The 18,714-nt window shown below is 71.3% G+C and carries 14 protein-coding genes, 2 tRNA genes and 1 pseudogene; 4 read left to right on the top strand and 13 right to left on the bottom strand.

The window, feature by feature from the left end:
* The first annotated feature begins 179 nt into the window (after positions 1-179).
* A complete protein-coding gene (gene rpsT, locus ACIRF9_RS02640; protein WP_403815127.1) occupies positions 180-446 on the top strand; it encodes a 30S ribosomal protein S20 in 267 nt (88 codons plus the stop codon).
* A gap of 200 nt (positions 447-646) precedes the next feature.
* On the opposite strand, the gene ACIRF9_RS02635 is transcribed toward rpsT, so the two are convergent.
* The 8 genes and pseudogenes from ACIRF9_RS02635 to leuS form a co-directional block, all read right to left on the bottom strand.
* On the bottom strand, positions 647-1,045 hold the full coding sequence (locus ACIRF9_RS02635; RefSeq protein ID WP_403815125.1) for a nuclear transport factor 2 family protein: 399 nt from the start codon (positions 1,043-1,045) through the stop codon (positions 647-649).
* A 75-nt stretch (positions 1,046-1,120) separates the two neighbouring features.
* Entirely contained in the window at positions 1,121-2,107 is a 987-nt protein-coding gene (gene holA, locus ACIRF9_RS02630; RefSeq protein WP_403815122.1) for a DNA polymerase III subunit delta, read from the bottom strand.
* Positions 2,108-2,751: 644 nt separating this feature from the next.
* A pseudogene (locus ACIRF9_RS02625) lies at positions 2,752-3,537 on the bottom strand (arylamine N-acetyltransferase); the annotation flags it as partial.
* 70 nt (positions 3,538-3,607) lie between these two features.
* Positions 3,608-6,136, bottom strand: a complete 2,529-nt coding sequence (locus tag ACIRF9_RS02620; protein WP_403816093.1) for a ComEC/Rec2 family competence protein — start codon at positions 6,134-6,136, stop codon at positions 3,608-3,610.
* Positions 6,137-6,228: 92 nt separating this feature from the next.
* Positions 6,229-7,287 (bottom strand): helix-hairpin-helix domain-containing protein, encoded by a 1,059-nt coding sequence (locus ACIRF9_RS02615; RefSeq protein ID WP_403815119.1) that lies wholly within the window; start codon positions 7,285-7,287, stop codon positions 6,229-6,231.
* Between the two features lie 111 nt (positions 7,288-7,398).
* A complete protein-coding gene (locus ACIRF9_RS02610) occupies positions 7,399-8,244 on the bottom strand; it encodes a DegV family protein (RefSeq protein WP_403815116.1) in 846 nt (281 codons plus the stop codon).
* Positions 8,245-8,338: 94 nt separating this feature from the next.
* The gene (locus ACIRF9_RS02605; RefSeq protein WP_403815114.1) at positions 8,339-9,019 is read right to left on the bottom strand and encodes a hypothetical protein; all 681 of its coding nucleotides are present in this window, start codon (positions 9,017-9,019) and stop codon (positions 8,339-8,341) included.
* A 129-nt stretch (positions 9,020-9,148) separates the two neighbouring features.
* A complete protein-coding gene (gene leuS, locus ACIRF9_RS02600; protein ID WP_403815111.1) occupies positions 9,149-12,040 on the bottom strand; it encodes a leucine--tRNA ligase in 2,892 nt (963 codons plus the stop codon).
* A 418-nt stretch (positions 12,041-12,458) separates the two neighbouring features.
* On the opposite strand from leuS, the gene ACIRF9_RS02595 reads away from it, so the two are divergent.
* Together ACIRF9_RS02595 and ACIRF9_RS02590 are read left to right on the top strand one after the other, a co-directional pair.
* On the top strand, positions 12,459-13,766 hold the full coding sequence (locus ACIRF9_RS02595; protein WP_403815109.1) for a cytochrome b/b6 domain-containing protein: 1,308 nt from the start codon (positions 12,459-12,461) through the stop codon (positions 13,764-13,766).
* Entirely contained in the window at positions 13,763-15,373 is a 1,611-nt protein-coding gene (locus ACIRF9_RS02590) for an NADH-ubiquinone oxidoreductase-F iron-sulfur binding region domain-containing protein (protein WP_403815106.1), read from the top strand. Before ACIRF9_RS02595 ends, ACIRF9_RS02590 begins: the two co-directional genes overlap by 4 nt.
* A gap of 124 nt (positions 15,374-15,497) precedes the next feature.
* Here the strand turns inward: ACIRF9_RS02590 and ACIRF9_RS02585 are convergent.
* The 4 genes from ACIRF9_RS02585 to ACIRF9_RS02570 form a co-directional block, all read right to left on the bottom strand.
* Positions 15,498-15,570: transfer RNA gene (locus ACIRF9_RS02585), tRNA-Ala, on the bottom strand.
* Between the two features lie 135 nt (positions 15,571-15,705).
* Positions 15,706-15,939 carry a hypothetical protein gene (locus ACIRF9_RS02580; RefSeq protein WP_003976229.1) on the bottom strand — a complete coding sequence of 78 codons (234 nt, stop codon included), beginning with the start codon at positions 15,937-15,939 and terminating at the stop codon, positions 15,706-15,708.
* Between the two features lie 3 nt (positions 15,940-15,942).
* The gene (locus tag ACIRF9_RS02575) at positions 15,943-16,116 is read right to left on the bottom strand and encodes a hypothetical protein (RefSeq protein ID WP_390655338.1); all 174 of its coding nucleotides are present in this window, start codon (positions 16,114-16,116) and stop codon (positions 15,943-15,945) included.
* A gap of 69 nt (positions 16,117-16,185) precedes the next feature.
* Positions 16,186-17,664 (bottom strand): MFS transporter, encoded by a 1,479-nt coding sequence (locus ACIRF9_RS02570; protein WP_403815103.1) that lies wholly within the window; start codon positions 17,662-17,664, stop codon positions 16,186-16,188.
* A 109-nt stretch (positions 17,665-17,773) separates the two neighbouring features.
* Between ACIRF9_RS02570 and ACIRF9_RS02565 the strand changes: the two genes are divergently transcribed.
* Positions 17,774-18,595 (top strand): helix-turn-helix transcriptional regulator, encoded by an 822-nt coding sequence (locus ACIRF9_RS02565; protein ID WP_403815100.1) that lies wholly within the window; start codon positions 17,774-17,776, stop codon positions 18,593-18,595.
* Positions 18,596-18,635: 40 nt separating this feature from the next.
* On the opposite strand, the gene ACIRF9_RS02560 is transcribed toward ACIRF9_RS02565, so the two are convergent.
* Positions 18,636-18,708 (bottom strand) — tRNA-Ala (locus ACIRF9_RS02560).
* Positions 18,709-18,714: the final 6 nt, after the last annotated feature.

Here is an 18,714-nt window from a genome sequence, read left to right as displayed (position 1 = left end):
TGTCTCTTGAGGCGCCTTATGCCTCGGGTCGGATCGATACGTAGGCTCCATGGTCCCACGCGCGGCGACCGGGGGCCGGTTTGGGCCATTCTCGGGCCCGCTGGTAGCGTGGGCAGCTGTGTCTCATGCCCTCTCAGCGCGAGGCACATAGGAAACCAGGAAAAAGAAGAGGCTTATTCGTGGCGAACATCAAGTCCCAGATCAAGCGGATCAAGACCAACGAGAAGGCTCGGCTGCGCAACAAGGCCGTCAAGTCCTCCCTGAAGACCGCGATCCGCAAGGCCCGCGAGGCCGCTGCCGCGGGTGACGTCGAGAAGGCCACCGAGCTGCAGCGCGCTGCCGCGCGTCAGCTCGACAAGGCCGTCTCGAAGGGCGTCATCCACAAGAACCAGGCCGCCAACAAGAAGTCGGCGCTGGCTTCCCAGGTCACGTCCCTCAAGGGCTGAACCTTCTGATCTGACCGCCGGCAGGACCCAGAGCGGGCCCTCTCTCATCCGCTCCCGGCCGGCACCCGGAGCCGCGCGCGGCCTGCGTTCGCCACGCGGGCGCGGCTCCAGAAGCGTGAACCGAAGGCCCCGGCGCCTCGCCCTTCCCCAGGGCGGGCACCGGGGCCTTCGGTATGTCGGGACTTATGGCGTGCTGGGGCTCACATCCAGAACTGGTCGGCCTTCTCCATGTCGGCGACGCACTCGTCGAGGTCGCTGATCTTGTCTCCGACGATCCGGAAGACGATGCCGCCCATCTCGTCGATGTGCTTGCCCTCCCGGTCGGCGGTGAAGTGGTGCACGGACATGACATGCCCGCGGCCGTCGACGAACAGGTTGCGCAACTCGACCCGGAACGACCCGCCCGTCTCCGAGTAGAGCCGCGCGTAGTAGTCGTTGAGGACCGCGTCGATCCCCTTGTAGTCCCCCGAGAGCGGGTGGGAGCCGGGTACGTGGTGTGTACAGTCCCCGGTCATCATCCCGCGCAAGGTGTCCATGTCTCCGCGCTGGAAGGCCTCGTAGCCCTCACGGACGAGCTTGGCGTGCGGGTGTTCAGCCATGGTGATCGCCACCTTTCCGTGTCCGGCGATGGACGGCTGACACGGACGATTCTCCTCCGGGGACGCCGGGAGCGCCTACCGCCCCCGGGACCGGGCCGCCCGCGCGATGGCCACCACGGCCTTCTCCAGGGCGTACTCGGGGTCGTCCCCGCCGCCCTTCACCCCGGCGTCCGCCTCGGCCACGGCCTGCAGCGCCACGGCCACCCCGTCCGGTGTCCAGCCCCGCATCTGCTGCCGGACCCGGTCGATCTTCCACGGGGGCATGCCCAGCTCCCGCGCGAGATCGGCGGGCCGGCCACCGCGCGCGGAGGACAGCTTGCCGATCGCCCGGACACCCTGGGCGAGCGCACTGGTGATCATCACGGGCGCGACCCCGGTGGCCAGCGACCAGCGCAGCGCCTCCAGGGCCTCCGCGGCCCGCCCCTCCACGGCCCGGTCGGCGACGGTGAAGCTCGACGCCTCGGCCCGCCCGGTGTAGTACCGCCCCACGACGGCCTCGTCGATGGTCCCCTCGACGTCGGCGACCAGCTGCGTCACCGCCGAGGCCAGCTCCCGCAGATCGCTCCCGATGGCATCGACAAGCGCCTGGCACGCCTCGGGCGTCGCGGACCGCCCGGTGGCCCGGAACTCCTGCCGTACGAAGGCCAGCCGGTCCGCCGGCTTGGTCATCTTCGGACAGGCCACCTCCCGCGCCCCCGCCTTGCGCGCGGCGTCCAGCAACGCCTTGCCCTTGACCCCGCCGGCGTGCAGCAGCACCAGCGTGATCTCCTCGGCGGGCGCCGAGAGATACGCCTTCACGTCCTTCACGGTGTCGGCCGACAGGTCCTGCGCATTGCGTACGACCACGACCTTGCGCTCCGCGAACAGCGAGGGACTGGTCAACTCGGCGAGCGTGCCGGGCTGCAACTGGTCCGGAGACAGATCTCGTACGTCCGTGTCGGCGTCGGCGGCCCTGGCGGCGGCCACCACCTCCTGCACGGCACGATCGAGCAACAGCTCCTCCTGCCCCACGGCAAGCGTCACCGAGACAAGAGGGTCATCATTCGCAGCTTTCCTGGCCATCCCTGACAGCATCCCACGCCCCACTGACAACGAGACCGGGGATGAGCACGCGAAGCCGCTCGACTGCTCAGCCGCTCGGCCCCGTAGCCGCTCGGCTGCTCAGTCGCTCAGCTGCGGGCAGTCGTGCCGCTGGGGCGGCGCCCACCCGGCAGCAGCTGTCGCGTCCGTCGTAACCGCGGGTAGTCCTGCCGCCGTGGCCGCACCCACCCCGCAGCAGCTGTCATGTCGTCGTAGCTGCGGGCAGTCGTGCCGCTGGGGCGGCACGGGTGGGCGCAGCGGCACCCCGTAAGCGCCGGGCCGCGCGACTCACCCCCGCCGAGCACCGACACCGGCGCGCCTACGGCCTACGGCTCCTCCCGCCACCCCTCCCAGGCCCCCACGAACTCGTCCACCGTCCCCGCATCAAGCCGCCCCTCCTCATCCCGCAGCACCACCAACCACTGCGCATCCTCCGCATCGTCCTCCCCCGCCAACGCATCCCGCACGATCCGCGGCTCCTCACTCACCCCGAACCGCTCCGCAAGCGCCTCCACCACCTCCTCCGCGGCATCACGATCAGGCAGCACCAGCACATGTCTCACATCACTCACGCCACTCCCCTCACTAACGAAGCTATTTTCCAGCACGCCCGCCACCCTCGGCCCCACCTCCGGCACCCGCTCCAACTCGATCCCGAACCGCTCCCGATACACCCCCAGCACCTCCTCGTCCGTCGCCAACTCCCGCTCACTGCTCGTCCCCTCAGGGGCTGTCACCTTCCACCGGCGCCCGCTGAGCGTGATCCTCCCCCCGTCCTCCGTCACCCGCGAACAGACCAACGACCGCGTGAAGTGCGACTCCGGCGAGGTGCTGTGCCACCAGGCCCCCGCGACGAAGTCCCCCAACGCCCGCGGCCGCACCTCCAGTCGGTACTCCGGCGAGTCGTTCCGCACGACGTCCAGATCACCCGCGCCCGTACCCGCCGCCTCGACGATCCGGAACACCCCGCCCGGGTCCCTCTGCTCACCCCGGCCGTCCCAGCGGAGCGGGTAGTGGCTGTGCGCCCCGAACCCCACGTCGGCCAGCCACACCCCGTCGTCCACCGTCCCCACCCGCAGCGCCATGTGGTCGTACGGGATCCCGAGCCTCCCCTCCTCGCCGAACACCCGCGCCGCGAGCAGCGTCACCTCGAACCCCAGCGTGGCGAGCAACGCCCCGAACGCGCCGTTCAGCTCGTAACAGAACCCACCCCTCCCTCCCCCGACCACCTTCTCGACCAGCCGCTCCTCCTCCAGCACGATCTCCTCGCCCAGATGGACCGAGAGGTTCTCGAAGGGCACGGCCCGCAGATGCCTCAGGTGCAGTTCCCGCAGAACAGCGGCAGTGGGGGCGGTGGGCCAGGCCGCGGGCTCGACGCCGAGGCGACCGAGATACCCGGCGACCTGACGCATGCCTAGCTCCCCCACGCCGACCGGACGGGCCTCGGGCTGAAGGGCGTCACCCTGTGTGGAATGCATGCCCTCAGTCTCGCGCCACCCTCAGCGCCCCGCCCGTACCGGCGACCGCCAGAGCCCCGTCCCGGTCGGTCCGCAGCACCACCGCGCCGCCCGCCCGCAGCGCCGCGACCGTACTGGGCGCCGGATGCCCGTACGGGTTGCCCGCGCCGCAGGAGATCAACGCCAGCCGCGGCGCCACCACGCGTATGAGGTCCGGATCCTGGTAGGCCGAGCCGTGATGAGCCACCTTGAGCACATCCACCCGGCTCACCGACGCGGCCGCCGGCGACCGCAACAGCGCCCGCTGGGCCGGGGGTTCGAGATCACCCAGCAGCAGCATCCGCATCCCGGCCGACCGCACGAGCAACGTCACGCTCGCGTCGTTCGGACCGTCCGGTTCCGGCACCGGGCTCGGGGGCGGCCACAACACCTCCCAGTCGAGCGCCCCGGCCCGCCGCCGCTCCCCCGCCACGGCCCGCAGCACCGGAACCTGCCGCGCCCGAGCCTCCCTCCGTACGAACTCCACCTGGTCCAGGGGCTCCTCGAACCCCGTCGTCTCGATCGCACCCACCTCCCGTCCCCGCAGCACACCCGGCAGTCCGGCCACGTGATCCGCGTGGAAGTGGGTGAGCACCACGAGCGGCACCCTGGTGATGCCGAGCGCGCGCAGACACCGGTCGACCGGCTCCGGGTCGGGTCCCGCGTCCACCACCACCCCGGCGCCCTCCCCCGCCGCGAGGACCGTCGCGTCGCCCTGCCCCACATCGCACATGGCCAGCCGCCAGCCCGGTGGCGGCCAGCCCGTGAGCACCCGGGTGAGTGGCGGCGGCTGCACCACGGCGAGCAGGAACAGCACCCCGCAGACCGCACACCACCACGGGCGGCTCAGCAGCCGTCGTCCAAGGACCGCCCCCGCCGCCGTGACCAGGGCCAGCAGCAGCGCACCGCCCCAACCGTCGGGCCAGTCCACTCCCCCACCGGGCAGCGCCGCCCCCGCCCGCGCGACCCCCGCGATCCATCCGGCCGGCCAACTCGCGCACCAGGCCAGCGCCTTGGCCACCGGCATCGCCACGGGCGCCACCGCCAGCGCCGCGAAACCCAGGACGGTCGCGGGCGCCACCGCGAACTCCACCAGGAGATTGCACGGCACCGCCACCAGAGACACCCGAGCCGACAGCACCGCGACGACCGGCGCACACACCGCCTGCGCCGCCCCGGCGGCCGCCAACGCCTCCGCCAGCCGCGGCGGCACCCGGCGCCCGCGCAACGCGGCACTCCAGCGCGGCGCCAGCGTCAGCAGGGCACCGGTGGCCAGCACCGACAGCAGGAATCCGTAGCTCCGGGCCAGCCACGGGTCGTACAGCACCAGCAGCAGCACCGCCGTCGCCAGCGCGGGGACGAGTGATCTGCGGCGGCCGGTCGCGAGGGCCAGCAGCACGACGGCTCCGCAGGCCGCGGCCCGCAGCACACTCGGGTCCGGCCGGCACACGACCACGAAGGCGAGCGTCAGCGCTCCGCCGAGCAGCGCGGTCGTCCGCAGGGAGATGCCGAGGCGAGGTGCCAGACCACGGCGCTCGACGTGCTGGGCCAGGCCCGGCGGCCCGAGGAGCAGGGCGAGGATGATCGTGAGGTTGCTGCCGGAGACGGCGAGCGTGTGCGCGAGGTCCGTCTCCTTGAAGGCCTCGTCCAGTTCGGGCGTGATCCGCGCGGTGTCCCCGACGACGAGCCCCGGCAGCAGCGCCCGGGCGTCCGCGGGCAGCCCGTCGGTGGCCTCCCGCAGGCCGGCCCGCAGCCGACCGGCCGTCCGTTGCGCCGCCGACGGCTCCCGCACGACCGCCGGCACCGCCTGCCCCCGCACCCGCAGCACCGCCGCGATCCGGTCCCCTCCCATCAGCGCGGGAGTCAGCCGCCCCCTCACCCGCACCCGCGTCGAGGGCAACAGCCCCAGCCACGGCGACGACTCGGCCGGCTCCCGCCCGGATGCCACACGCCCGAATGGCTCACGCCCGGACGCCCGGCGCACACCGGTCCCCGCACGGACATCCACGAGCATCAGCACCGGCGCCCGCGTCGCGACCGCCGTCCCGGCCGGCCCTTCGACCCTGCGCACCTCCGCGTCGACCAGAACGGAATCCGGCGTCACATGGTCCCCTCTGACCCGGGGCCGGGTGAGCCGTGGATCGGAGGTGAGCTCGACCTCCGCGGTCACGGTCGCGTACTCCCGCGCCAGCACCGGCACCGGCCCCCGCCGCAGATCCGCCCCGTGCAGCCCGGCCGAGGCCGCGGCCGCGGAGACACAGAGCAGCGAGGCGGCCACGGTGGCCCGCGGCCACCGGCGAGAGCCGGGGGCCGACCGCCCGCGCCGCACTGCCAGTAGGGCGATCGCCGTGATCAGGCAGATCACCACAAGGCCCGCCACCAGCCCCGGCGCCGCGTCCAACGTCAGTGCCGCCGTGCCCCAGGCCGCCAGCGCGGGCGGAACCAGCCGCAGATCGACCGGCCCCTCCTGGCGCGGATGAGCGTCCCCCAGACGCTTACCGGATGCGACATGCACGGCTCGACGGACCCGGGAGCCGGGGCCGAGACCGGGCCGGGTCTCCCCGTCCCTGACGCCCCCGACGCTCTCTCCGTCGTCCTCCCCGCGCCTCATGGCCGCACGAGATTCCGCAGGTCGGCATAGCGTCGCTCGCCGATGCCGTTGACTTCGCGCAGTTCGTCCACCGAACGGAAACCGCCGTGCTGTGTGCGGTAGTCGACGATGTGCTGCGCCAGGACGGGTCCGACGCCCGGGAGGGTGTCGAGTTGGTCGACGGTGGCCGTGTTGAGGGAGACGGGAGCCGAGGGCCCGGCCGCCGTGCCGGACCCGGCCGGTGCCGCCGCTCCCCCGGCCGACGGGGGTGCGGGTCCCCCGACGACGACCTGCTCGCCGTCCACGAGGAACCGCGCGCGGTTGAGACCGTCGGTGTTCGTCCCCGGTCGCACCCCGCCGGCCGCGCTCAGCGCGTCGACCACGCGTGAACCGGCCGGGAGCCGATGGATGCCCGGCTTGCGGACCTTGCCGCTGACGTCCACCACGATCTCGGCCCCGGCCGTGCCCACAGCCCCCGGCGAACCGGCCGACGCGGCGGGTCCGGGCGTCTCCTTGTCCGCTCCCGCCTCTCCCCCCTCGTAGGGAGCCGCCGCCCGCACCACCTCCGGTGCCCGTACGGGCTGGGCGCGGCCGGTCCAGAAGTGCTGCAGGGCGAAGCCGGCGGCGACGACCAGCACCACCGTGAGCGCGAGCACGCTCCTGCGTTCCATCCCGCAGCGCGTCTGCACCCACACCGGCATCCGCTCCCACAGAGCCGGCCCGACCCGCTCCCGCAGGCCTCCCGCACCCCGGCCCCTGTCCGCGCGGACCGCGTCCGACTCCGACGGACCCACCTCCGCGACCACACCGGCAGCCGGCGGACTCGGCGCATCCGGCGCCACCCGTGTATCGACGAGCACCGTGTCCGCGCTCTGGGCGCCCACCCCGCCCCGGCCCCCACCCCGTGCGGCGAACAATGTCTCCGCGCGTCGGCGCAGCTCCTCCGCCGAGGCGTGCCGGTGTCCGGCGCGGCCCCGGCCGGGTGGGCGGCGGTGTCGGATGCGGCCGTCGGAGCCAGGGACCCGCCCGGGGCCGCTGGTCGCGTTCGTGGTGCGTGAGCGTGATCGAAGTGCCATGCCACGAGGATGGGACACTTCACCGCATCGCGATGATCTTGCTCAATTCCCGGGGATCAAGCCCAAGTTGTGGATAACTCCACCACTCACACGAGTGAGAGGAGCAGCCCCTCACCTCGGCGAAACCACAACTCCCAGCAATCCGGGCCCCGTATGCGCCCCGATCACCGCGCCGACCTCGCTCACATGCAGATCCGCCACTCCGGGCACCCTCCCCCGCAGCCGCTCCGCCAGCGCGGACGCCCGCTCGGGAGCCGCGAGATGGTGGACGGCGATGTCGACCGACGCGTTGCCCGCACGGTCGGCCACCAACTCCTCGAGGCGGGCGATGGCCTTGGACGCCGTCCGCACCTTCTCCAGGAGGTCGATGCGCCCGCCGTCCAGCTGGAGCAGCGGCTTCACCGCGAGCGCGGAGCCCAACAGGGCTTGGGCGGCACCGATCCGGCCACCACGGCGCAGATAGTCGAGGGTGTCGACGTAGAAGTAGGCGGAGGTGCTGGCGGCCCGTTTCTCCGCGGCCGTGACCGCTTCGTCCACGGTGCCGCCCGTCTCCGCGGCCTCGGCCGCCGCGAGCGCGCAGAAGCCGAGCGCCATCGCCACCATGCCGGTGTCCACCACCCGCACCGGCACCGGCGCCTCCCGTGCCGCGACGACCGCCGCGTCGTAGGTGCCGGACAACTCGGCGGACAGGTGCAGGGAGACGATTTCGGTGGCGCCGGCCTCGGCGACCTTGCGGTAGGTCTCGGCGAAGAGTTGAGGGCTGGGGCGCGAGGTGGTGACGGGGCGTCGCTTCTGCAGCGCCTGGGCCAGGGAGCGGGTCGAGACCTCGGTGCCCTCTTCGAGAGCCTCGTCACCGAGGACGACGGTCAGGGGCACCGCGGTGATGCCGTGGCGCTCCATCGTCCGCTGCGGCAGGTAGGCCGTTGAATCCGTGACGATCGCGACATGGCGGGACATGAGCTGGAGGTTACCTGGCGTAGCCCGTGGACGGCAGCCCGGCCCCTCTCGCCTGGACAGCCCTTGACCGAATCAGGTACCGATCACATGCCGGTCACATACCGGTCGTTTCGGGGCGGGGCTTCTTCTGCCACGGGTACGTGGGGCGTGGCCCGGGCGGGGTGATGGCGGGCCGGGTCGGCTCCTGCGCGGCAGGTGAGCCGGCCGTTTCCGAAGTCTGTTCGGTCTCCGGCGTGGTCCAGTGCCGCAGGGCGCCGGCCTCGACGTCGATCTGGGCGCTGAGGGTGTCCAGATCGTCCTCGGCGAAACGGCGGGCGCGGTCCTGGGCGGCCCAGCGCAGGGAGTCCGCCGAGCCGGTGATGCGCTCGGTGCGCTCGCGCAGCGACGGCAGCCGCTCGGCGAGCTTCGCCCGGTCGGGCTCGGACTCCAGGCGCTTGAGCTCGCCGTCCAGTTCATGACCATGCGCGCTGAGTCGCTGGAACAGGCCGAGGGACTCTCTGAGGGACTCGTCCTCGGTCACGCCCGCGTGGAGCGCGTCCTGGGTGGCCCTCATCGAGGACCGCAGCCTGAGCCGGAGCTGGGCGATCTCGCCGGCCGGTCCGGGCTGGGCGAAGGACTTGGCCCGCAGGGTGTGGTCCTCGACCGTGCGGCGGGCCTGGTCGATGGTGCGGTCCACCCCGCGCTTGGCGGCGCCGACCGCCTTCACCGTCGCGTAGACGCCGAGCACGGTGAGCAGCACGAACAGCAGGGCCACGACTGCGATCACTGCTTCCACGAGCTCCTCCTCCGGTCTGCATCCCTCTTCAAACCGTAAACGAGACGGGCAGGCCCGGAGTTCCAGAAGTACCCCGAACCTGCCCGCACCGAACCCCTAGGGGACAGCCTCAGCCAGCCCCGGACGGCGTCACGCCGGAACGATGTTCACCAGCTTCGGCGCCCGCACGATCACCTTGCGGATCCCCGCGCCGTCCAGCGCCTTGACGACGCTCTCGTCGGCCAGGGCCACCTTCTCCAGCTCCTCGTCGGAGATCGCCGGGGACACCTCCAGACGGGCCTTGACCTTGCCCTTGATCTGGACGACGCAGGTCACGCACTCGTCCACCACGTAGGCGGGGTCGGCGACCGGCAGGTCCTGGTGGACGACCGAGTCCGTGTGGCCCAGCCGGTGCCACAGCTCCTCGGCGATGTGCGGGGCCAGCGGGGCGACCAGCAGCACCAGGTCCTCGGCGACCGTGCGCGGCAGCGCCCCGCCCGCCTTGGTCAGGTGGTTGTTCAGCTCGGTGATCTTGGCGATGGCGGTGTTGAAGCGCAGGCCCTCCAGGTCCTGGCGCACACCGTCGATCGCCTTGTGCAGCGCCCGCAGGGTGTCCACGTCGATGTCGGCGTCCTCGACGTCGACGACGGTCACCGCGCCGGTGGTCTCGTCGACGATGTTGCGCCACAGCCGCTGCAGCAGGCGGTACTGGCCCACCACGGCACGGGTGTCCCAGGGGCGGGAGACGTCCAGCGGGCCCATCGCCATCTCGTACAGACGCAGGGTGTCGGCGCCGTACTCGGCGCAGATCTCGTCCGGAGTCACCGCGTTCTTCAGGGACTTGCCCATCTTGCCCAGCAGGCGGCTGACCTTCTCGCCCTGGTAGAACCAGGCGCCGTCGCGCTCCTCCACCTCGGCGGCCGGCACCGCGATGCCCCGGCTGTCGCGGTAGACGTAGGCCTGGATCATGCCCTGGTTGAACAGCTTGTGGAACGGCTCCGCGGAGGAGACGTGCCCCAGGTCGAACAGGACCTTGGACCAGAAGCGCGCGTACAGCAGGTGCAGCACGGCGTGCTCGGCGCCGCCGACGTACAGGTCGACACCGCCGTGCGGCCGGCCCTCACGCGGGCCCATCCAGTACTGCTCGATCTCCGGGTCGACCAGTTGCTCGCTGTTGTGCGGGTCCAGGTAGCGCAGCTCGTACCAGCAGGAGCCGGCCCAGTTGGGCATGGTGTTGGTCTCGCGGCGGTAGCGCTTCGGCCCGTCGCCCAGGTCCAGGGTGACGTGGACCCAGTCCTCGTTGCGGGACAGCGGGGTCTCCGGGGACGTGTTCGCGTCGTCCGGGTCGAAGGTGCGCGGCGAGTAGTCCTCGACCTCGGGCAGCTCCAGCGGCAGCATCGACTCGGGCAGCGGGTGGGCGATGCCGTCCTCGTCGTAGACGATCGGGAAGGGCTCGCCCCAGTAGCGCTGGCGGCTGAACAGCCAGTCGCGCAGCCGGAAGTTGACCGTGCCCTCGCCGATGCCCTTGCCGGACAGCCACTCGGTGATGCGGGCCTTGGCCTCGACGACGGGCAGACCGTCCAGGGAGACCTCGTCGTTGGCGGAGTTGATGATCTTCGCGTCGTACGACCCGAAGGCGTCCTCCCAGGTCGCGGTGTCGGTGCCGCGGCCGTCGGTGGGCTCGACGATGCAGTGGATCGGCAGCTCGAAGGCGCGCGCGAACTCGAAGTCGCGCTGGTCGCCCGCCGGGACGGCCATGATCGCGCCGGTGCCGTAGCCCATCAGGACGTAGTCGGCGATGAAGACCGGGACGCGGTCGCCGTTGACCGGGTTGGTGGCGTACGCGCCGGTGAAGACGCCGGTCTTGTCCTTGGCCTCGGCCTGCCGCTCGACGTCGGACTTGGAGGCGGCCTGCGCGCGGTAGGCGGCGACGGCCTCGGCCGGGTTCGCGTGTCCGCCGGTCCACACCTGGTGGGTGCCCTCGGGCCAGGCGGCCGGGACGAACTTGTCGACCAGGGGGTGCTCGGGGGCCAGGACCATGTAGGTCGCGCCGAACAGGGTGTCCGGGCGGGTGGTGAAGACGGTGATGTGCTCGCCGTCGATGGGGAAGTCGACGCGGGCGCCCTCGGAGCGGCCGATCCAGTTGCGCTGCTGCAGCTTGATGGCCTCGGGCCAGTCCAGCGCCTCCAGGTCGTCCAGCAGACGGTCGGCGTAGGCCGTGATGCGCATGTTCCACTGGCGCAGCTTGGCCTTGAAGACCGGGTAGTTGCCGCGCTCGGAGCGGCCGTCGGCGGTGACCTCCTCGTTGGCCAGCACGGTGCCCAGGCCGGGGCACCAGTTGACCGGCGCCTCGGAGGCGTACGCCAGGCGGTACTCGCCCAGGACGTCGGCGCGCTCGGCGGCGCTCAGCTCGCTCCACGCGCGCGTGGAGCCCGGTACGGCACGCTCACCGGACTCGAACTGTGCGATCAGCTCGGAGATCGGACGGGCCTTCGCCGCCTCGTCGTCGTACCAGGAGTTGAAGATCTGCAGGAAGATCCACTGGGTCCACTTGTAGTAGTCCGGGTCGATCGTGGCGAACGACCGGCGCTTGTCGTGGCCCAGGCCCAGCCGGCGCAGCTGGGCCTTCATGTTCTCGATGTTGGCCTCGGTGGAGACACGCGGGTGCGTGCCGGTCTGCACGGCGTACTGCTCGGCGGGCAGGCCGAAGGCGTCGAAGCCCAGGGTGTGCAGGACGTTGTGGCCGGTCATGCGCTGGAAGCGCGCGAAGACGTCGGTCGCGATGTAGCCCAGGGGGTGGCCGACGTGCAGGCCCGCACCGGAGGGGTACGGGAACATGTCCATGATGAACTTCTTGGGCCGGGCGACGACCGCGGGGTCGCCCGCCAGGTCGCCCTTGGGGTTGGGAGCGGCGTAGGTGCCCTCGGCGTCCCAGAAGTCCTGCCAGCGTGCCTCGATCTCGGCGGCCATAGCCGCCGTGTAGCGGTTCGGCGCGGCATCCGCCGACATGCCAGTGGCGGCAGCGGGGTTCGTCTCGCTCATGATCCTCAAAGCTCCATCGATCGTCTCTGCCAGCGGCTGCGACTTGCCTGGAAACGAAAAATCCCCTCGCACAGGAGGGGACGCCGCGCCGATTCCGAACCGTCCGGTCCACCGGCGTTCGGGACTGATCAGCGCGGCTCGCTAAGCAGAAGGCGTACGGCACGCATGGCGCTAGGGTACCGCAGGGCTTGAGCAAGCTGCGACGGACTTACGTATGACCTACGGACACCGGGCACACCCGGCCGAAGTTGAACAAAGGTCAAGGATTACTTCGCGTAACAGCCACTAAGGGGACAACGTCCCGCCCTGATCATCTCTTGATAACAACGCAATAACTCAAACCTCGTACCCATCGGTATGGAGCCACTTAGAGTTCGGCAGCGGGACCGCTTTCCCGAAACTGCTCGGAGTTGCCCCCATGAACCCTCTTTCCAGTAACAGCTCGATCCCCAAGCCGGGCCGGTCGGCCTACGGCGTGGTCTCGGCTGTCGTCCTGGTCGCCATACCCGTGATCGTGCTGTCCGGCGGCGACCGGCTCCGCGAGTTCCTGAACTTCGGCGCGGGCGTACTGTCGCTCGTCTCGCTCAGCTGCTCGGTGATCTGGGGCCTGGTGGCCCAGGACCGGATCTTCCTCAACACACGCCAGCGGATCATCGGCCAGGGAATCCACCGGACCACGGCGGTCGCCTCGATCGGCTTCCTGCTGATCCACGTCATCACGAAGATCAACCTGGAACACGCCACGGTCCTCGCCGCGCTCATCCCGTTCTCCGGCGGAATCACGGGCATCGGCTTCCTGGTCGGCCTCGGCTCCCTGGCCGGCATGCTGATGATCTTCGTCGGCATCACCGGCGCCCTGCGCAACCACTTCGCCGCCCCCGCCGAGGTCGCCGCCCGCTGGCGGGCCATGCACATGCTGGCCTATCCGGCCTGGTGCGCCGCGCTCGTGCACGGACTCTACGCGGGTCGCCAGGCCAAGCCGATCTTCGTGATCATGTACAGCCTGTGCCTGCTGGGCGTCATGGCCGCCCTCGCGCTGCGCGCCGCCCCGCGCCCGGTCAAGCGCAACATCGCCGACCAGCTCACCGGCATGCTGGGCGCGCAGGACCGCTACGGCATGGAAGGCCTGGAGGCGTCACGCGCGCGCGTGGCGGAGTCCGGCCTGCCCGGCTACGAGAGCCGCCCCTCCCGGCCGTCCCGGTCCTCCGCGGCCGACGCGATGGGCTCCACGGGAATGAACCCGCAGACCTCGTCCCTGTTCGGCACGCCCGCCGGCGCGGACTCCTCGAACGGCTTCGCGGCCGCCTACCGCGCCGTCAACACGCCGGGCCAGCAGCAGCCGTACGGCGCGGCCGACCAGACCGGGCGGATGAACATGCCGTTCGACATGCAGGCCACCGAGGCGATGCCACGCATGGACGGCCCCGGCAGCACCTCCGGCAGCTGGCCGATCCCGTCCCCGCCGCCGGTCGGCGAGGCACCCCCGTCGGCCTACGACCCGATGCAGGACACGGGATTCAACATCCCGGTCTATGGCAATTCGGGCAACGGCGGACCCGGCGGAGGTGATGTGTACAACACCGGTGAGACGAACACCCAGTACGGCACGTACAACTCGAACGACACGTACAACAGCGGTCCCGCCAATGCACCATCACCCGGAGCGTCCTTCGACAATCCGGGTTCGGGCGAACCTTGGAACACGCCTTCCGGAGGCTATAGGTGAACGAGGCCCTGCCCGACGTCCCAGAAGTCCGCGTGGTCGGCCTTCCGCAGCTCACGTCGGGCTTCGACCTTGTCGAGAGACTCGATCTGCCCATGCACCTGAAGGTGCACGGGCCGCTTGAACCCATGGGCGGAGAGAAGCTCGCGCAACTCTCCGAGCGCATCAACCTCAAGGGCCGCGGCGGCGCGGGCTTCCCGTTCCACAAGAAGCTGCGTTCGGTCGCCGACGCGGCGATCAAGCGGGGCGTACGGCCGGTCGTGGTCATCAACGGCAGTGAGGACGAACCCGCCTGCCGCAAGGACACGGTGCTGATCAACCGTGCCCCGCACCTCATCCTGGACGGCGCTCTGCTGGTCGCCGAGGCGCTGGGTGCCCGCACGCTCGTGGTGGGGGTCACCCGGGAGTCGACGGAGCGGTCCATGGAGGCCGCCCTGGCGGAGCGCGGCCTGAGCAACGGCCGCCGCTCGGCGCTGAAGGCGTTCGTCCAGCGCAACCCGATCCGCATGGTCACCGGCGCGGCCGCGTCGCTGATCCGCTCCATCGACGGCGGCCCGGCGATCCCGCCCGGCCGCAAGACCAGCGCCTCCCAGAGCGGAGTCGGCGGCGCGCCGACCCTGCTGTCCAACGCCGAGACGTTCGCCCAACTCGCCATCGCCGCCCGCATCGGCCCGGAGCGCTACGGCAACACCGGCCTCTACGACGAGCCCGGCACCGTCATGCTGACCGTCTCCGGCGCGGTCGCCCGCCCCATGGTGATCGAGGTCCCCACCGGCGTCCCGCTGCGCTACGTCCTTCAGCTGGCCGGCGCCCCGCCGGTCCCCCAGGGCGTGCTGACCGGCGGCTACCACGGCAAGTGGATCGACGCGGCGACGGTCAACGAGGCGGTCGTCTCCCGCAACTCGCTGGACGCGGTGGGCGGTGCCCTCGGCGCCGGCGCGATCCTGCCGATCAGTCAGGAGACCTGCCCGCTGGGCGAGTCGCTGCGCGTGGCGCAGTGGCTGGCGGACGAGAGCGCGGGACAGTGCGGTCCCTGCTACCTCGGCCTGCCGGCCGCCGCGCGCGGCATGGAGGACATCATCAACGGCGGCGGCCCGGCCGCCCTGGAGGCCCTCAAGCAGGTCGCCAAGAACGTCAAGCGGCGCGGTGCGTGCTCGCACCCCGACGGCTCCGCGATGTTCCTCGAGTCGACCATCAAGGCGTTCACCGACGACCTCGCGGCCCACGTCCTCGGAAACGGCTGCGGAAGGCCCGTGGAGGGCGTTCTCCCGCTCTTCGAGGAAGGAATGGCCCCGGCGGCCATCACGAGCGGCGCAGGCTCCCAGGACACCGGTGACAGCCGTCAGAAGATCTTCGTCGACTGGACGCTGTGCCGCGGCCACGGACTGTGCGCGGACATCCTCCCGGAGGTCTTCCAGCTCGGCGCCGACGGCTTCCCCACCGTCGCGCAGGCGAAGGTGCCGCGCTACGCCGAGGCGAAGGCGCTGCGCGCGGTACGCCGCTGCCCGGCCCTCGCCCTGCGCCTCGAGGAGGACACCCGCGCGCAGGCCCCCTCGCGCAACCTCCCGGTCCTCTCCCAGGGCCGCGGCCGCCGCGCCCTCGGCCGCTGACCGCCCCCACACCCGGAAGGGGCCGCCTGTTTCGCAGGCGGCCCCTTCGGCATTACGGCACGCGCGCAATGCGACAAAAAAAGATCCCACCGGGATCGAATCCGATCCGGCGGGATCTTGCTTGTGGAGCTAAGGAGAATTGAACTCCTGACCTCCTGCATGCCATGCAGGCGCTCTACCAACTGAGCTATAGCCCCTTGCGGCGTCCGTCCGGGTTTCCCCGGCGGCGACGCCAACATTACACGGTCCAGGGGGTGGACCACCAAATCGTTTCCGTTCTGTCCGTTTTGGACGGAACTTGACGCCGAAAAGCTCAGGTCAAGCAGCTCAGGTCAAGCGGTGACGAACGAATAGAACCGCTTGAGCGTGCAGTGCTCCTCGAGGAGCCGGCCGTAGATCGGCTCGCCCTCCAGCTCGCGGTACGTCTCGATCGGGTCGCCTTTTATGATCAGCGCCCGCGCGCATTCCTCGCACCAGTACTGGTAGTCGGGGTTCACCGGTTCCATGTCGCGGACGATCGGGGTGCCACTGCCGCACCAGTCGCACTTCCGCCTGTGTGCACCCATCGATCAGCTCCAGCTGTGGCCGCAGGCCGTGCACACGTAGGAGATCCCGCCGTTGTCCCCGAGGACTTGGGCCACGAACGCGGAACCGCAGGAAGGGCAGCTGAGCCGGGTGGCCTTGTCCCGTGTCAACGCCGCTTCGGAGAGGTGGCCGACCTCTCCGAGGATGCTCGCAGGCATCGCTACTCCCTCCCGTCGGGCCGCGCCCCCTTCCGGCCGTTTGATTCTGCCACGGCCGGGCCAATACGGTCAGCGACGCCTTAGTACCAGTCCGGACACGGCACCCAGCGCGGCTGTCGCAGCGAGCGCGAACATGCATGTGAGAAGCGCTTCCGAAGAGGTATACGCCTCCGGAGCCCCAAGTGACTCAAGCCGCTCGAAGAACAGTGTGCCGAAGACCGCCACCCCGACGAGCTGGCCGAGCTGGGTGACCGTGGCGAGCAACCCGCTGGCGTCCGCCGCGTCCTCGGGCCGCACCGCGGCCAGCGCCCGGGTGAGCGTGGGGCTGAAGGCGAGCGAGAGACCGGCACCCACACCGAGGTAGGCCGCGTACAGCCACGCGCCCCCTCCGTCACCGCCCTCGAAGGCCAGCCCCACGCCTGCCACCGACAGCGCGGTGAGCGTGAACCCGGCCGGGGCCAGGGCCCGTTGCCAGGACGCGGGCCACCGGCGCCAGGTCAGACCGACCGCGCCGAAGACGACCGCGGTCGGCGCGAAGGTGAGACCGGCGCGCAGCGCGCTGTAGCCGAGGCCGCCCTGGACGTGCAGGGTCACCAGGAACAGGAAGCCGCCGTTGACCGCCATGACGGCCGCGATGCGCAGGACGGCGAGGGCCATGCCGGGGTGGCGCAGGACCCGGGGAGCGATCAGCGGGGCGCCGCCGCGCCGGGCCAGCCGCGCCTCGTAACCGCAGAACAAGGCCAGCAGGAGCGCGCCGGCGGCCAGGGACAGCCACGACCACAGCGGCCAGTCCTCCTCCTGCCCGAGCACGAGCGGCAGCGTCACCAGGGAGACGGCGGCGCCCAGCAGCACGAGCCCGGGCACGTCCAGGCCGCGCGCCTCTTCGCGCGCCCCTCGCACCGCTCCCCCGTGGCCCGTCAGGACCCGCCGTCCGGCGGCCAGCAGAACGAGACCCACCGGCACGTTCACCAGGAACACCGGACGCCAGCCGGTGCCCAGCAGGTCGGCGCTGACCAGGACGCCGCCCACCACCTGCCCGGCCGCCGCGCCGACGGCGAGGACCGCCGCGTAGGCGCCGAGCGCCCGCACCCGGGCCTCGCCGGTGAAGGTGCGCTGGATGAGGCTGAGCACCTGCGGGATCATCACCGCCGACCCGGCCCCCTGCACCAGCCGGAAGACGATCAGCTCGGTGCTGCCGCGGGCCAGCCCGCAGGCGAGCGAGGCGGCGGTGAACAGGGCGAGACCGACGAGGTGGACCCGGCCGGGGCCGAACCGGTCGCCGAGCCGGGCGCCGGTGATCAGCAGGACGGAGTAGGTGATGGCGTAGCCGGCGACGACCAGTTGGAGGTCGGCGCCGGAGGCGTGCAGGTCGGAACCGATCGTGGGGGCCGCGACGTTCACGATGAAGACGTCGAGCAGTGCCATGAACTGGGCCGCCAGCACGACCGCCAGGAGCAGCCGGGGCCGGTTGTCAGTGGCGGGGTCTTTACTGGGATCAGGGCGTGGAGCGGGGGCGGGACCCGGGCTCGTCCGGGGTGTCGTCGTCATGCCGTCGAGCCTGACGACGCTTCGGTACGGGTGCCGAGAGCCCACCGATGCTGGTACTGACAGCACCTGGCAGGGGACGGGTGGGGCATCGACCATGGGGGGCGTGACGATGGGCACACAAGCGCGTACGGGGGCGGCGCACCGGCGCCGGCCGGAGCTGGCCGCCTTTCTGCGCAGCAGGCGGGCCCGGGTGACTCCGGCCGACGTCGGTATGCCACCGGGGCTGCGGCGCCGCACACCGGGGCTGCGGCGCGAGGAGGTGGCCCAGCTCTCCGGGGTGGGGATCACCTGGTACACCTGGCTGGAGCAGGGACGGCCGATCAACGCCTCGGCGCAGGTCCTGGACGCCGTGGCGCGCACCCTGCGGCTGGACGCCCCGGAGCGGGAGCATCTGTATCACCTGGCGGAGGTGCCGTACGCCCCGGAGCCGGAGGCCCTGGTGCGGGTGCGGAGCATGAGCCCGGAGATCGAGGGCATTCTCGACGCGCTCGCCCCTCGTCCGGCGGTCGTCTACAACTCGCGGTACGACATCCTCGCCGCGAACGCCGTCTACCGGCACCTGTTCTTCACCCCGGCGGACACCGCCTCGCGGGCGCCGCTCAACGCGCTGTGGCGGCTGTTCACGGTGCGTGAGGAGGACTGCCCGGTGCTGTGCCGCGAGTTGGAGCTTCCCATGATGGTGGCGACCCTGCGGGCGGCGTACGGGCTGCATGCCGGGGAGCCGTCGTGGGAGGAGTTCATACGCGAGTTGTCCGCGGCGAGCCCGCTCTTCACGCGGCTGTGGAGGACCGGTGACGTGGCGGAGCCGGGGCGGCGGGTGAAGATCTTCCGGAATCCGGCGGGGGGCGAGTTGCGGATGACGTCCACGTCGCTGTCGATCGACGGGATGCCCGAGTGCCGGATCGTGGTCTACACACCGGAGGAGCAATGAAAAATCCCGCCCCCACAGGGACGGGATCTTCGTGAAACTGTGGAGCTAAGGAGAATTGAACTCCTGACCTCCTGCATGCCATGCAGGCGCTCTACCAACTGAGCTATAGCCCCGCTGCT

Origin of the sequence: Streptomyces sp. NPDC096132, from assembly GCF_044763345.1 — a bacterium.
Lineage (GTDB): Bacteria > Actinomycetota > Actinomycetes > Streptomycetales > Streptomycetaceae > Streptomyces.
Note: the sequence above shows the minus strand (reverse complement) of the source record. Positions and strands in the feature narration are given on the sequence as shown.

Coding starts and splice junctions, on each gene's coding strand:
- ACIRF9_RS02635 (WP_403815125.1), bottom strand. CDS start 1,045: ATGGCTGAACACCCGCACGCCAAGCTCGTCCGTGAGGGCTACGAGGCC.
- holA (WP_403815122.1), bottom strand. CDS start 2,107: ATGGCCAGGAAAGCTGCGAATGATGACCCTCTTGTCTCGGTGACGCTT.
- ACIRF9_RS02615 (WP_403815119.1), bottom strand. CDS start 7,287: ATGGCACTTCGATCACGCTCACGCACCACGAACGCGACCAGCGGCCCC.
- ACIRF9_RS02610 (WP_403815116.1), bottom strand. CDS start 8,244: ATGTCCCGCCATGTCGCGATCGTCACGGATTCAACGGCCTACCTGCCG.
- leuS (WP_403815111.1), bottom strand. CDS start 12,040: ATGAGCGAGACGAACCCCGCTGCCGCCACTGGCATGTCGGCGGATGCC.
- ACIRF9_RS02595 (WP_403815109.1), top strand. CDS start 12,459: ATGAACCCTCTTTCCAGTAACAGCTCGATCCCCAAGCCGGGCCGGTCG.
- ACIRF9_RS02580 (WP_003976229.1), bottom strand. CDS start 15,939: ATGGGTGCACACAGGCGGAAGTGCGACTGGTGCGGCAGTGGCACCCCG.
- ACIRF9_RS02575 (WP_390655338.1), bottom strand. CDS start 16,116: ATGCCTGCGAGCATCCTCGGAGAGGTCGGCCACCTCTCCGAAGCGGCG.
- ACIRF9_RS02570 (WP_403815103.1), bottom strand. CDS start 17,664: ATGACGACGACACCCCGGACGAGCCCGGGTCCCGCCCCCGCTCCACGC.
- ACIRF9_RS02565 (WP_403815100.1), top strand. CDS start 17,774: ATGGGCACACAAGCGCGTACGGGGGCGGCGCACCGGCGCCGGCCGGAG.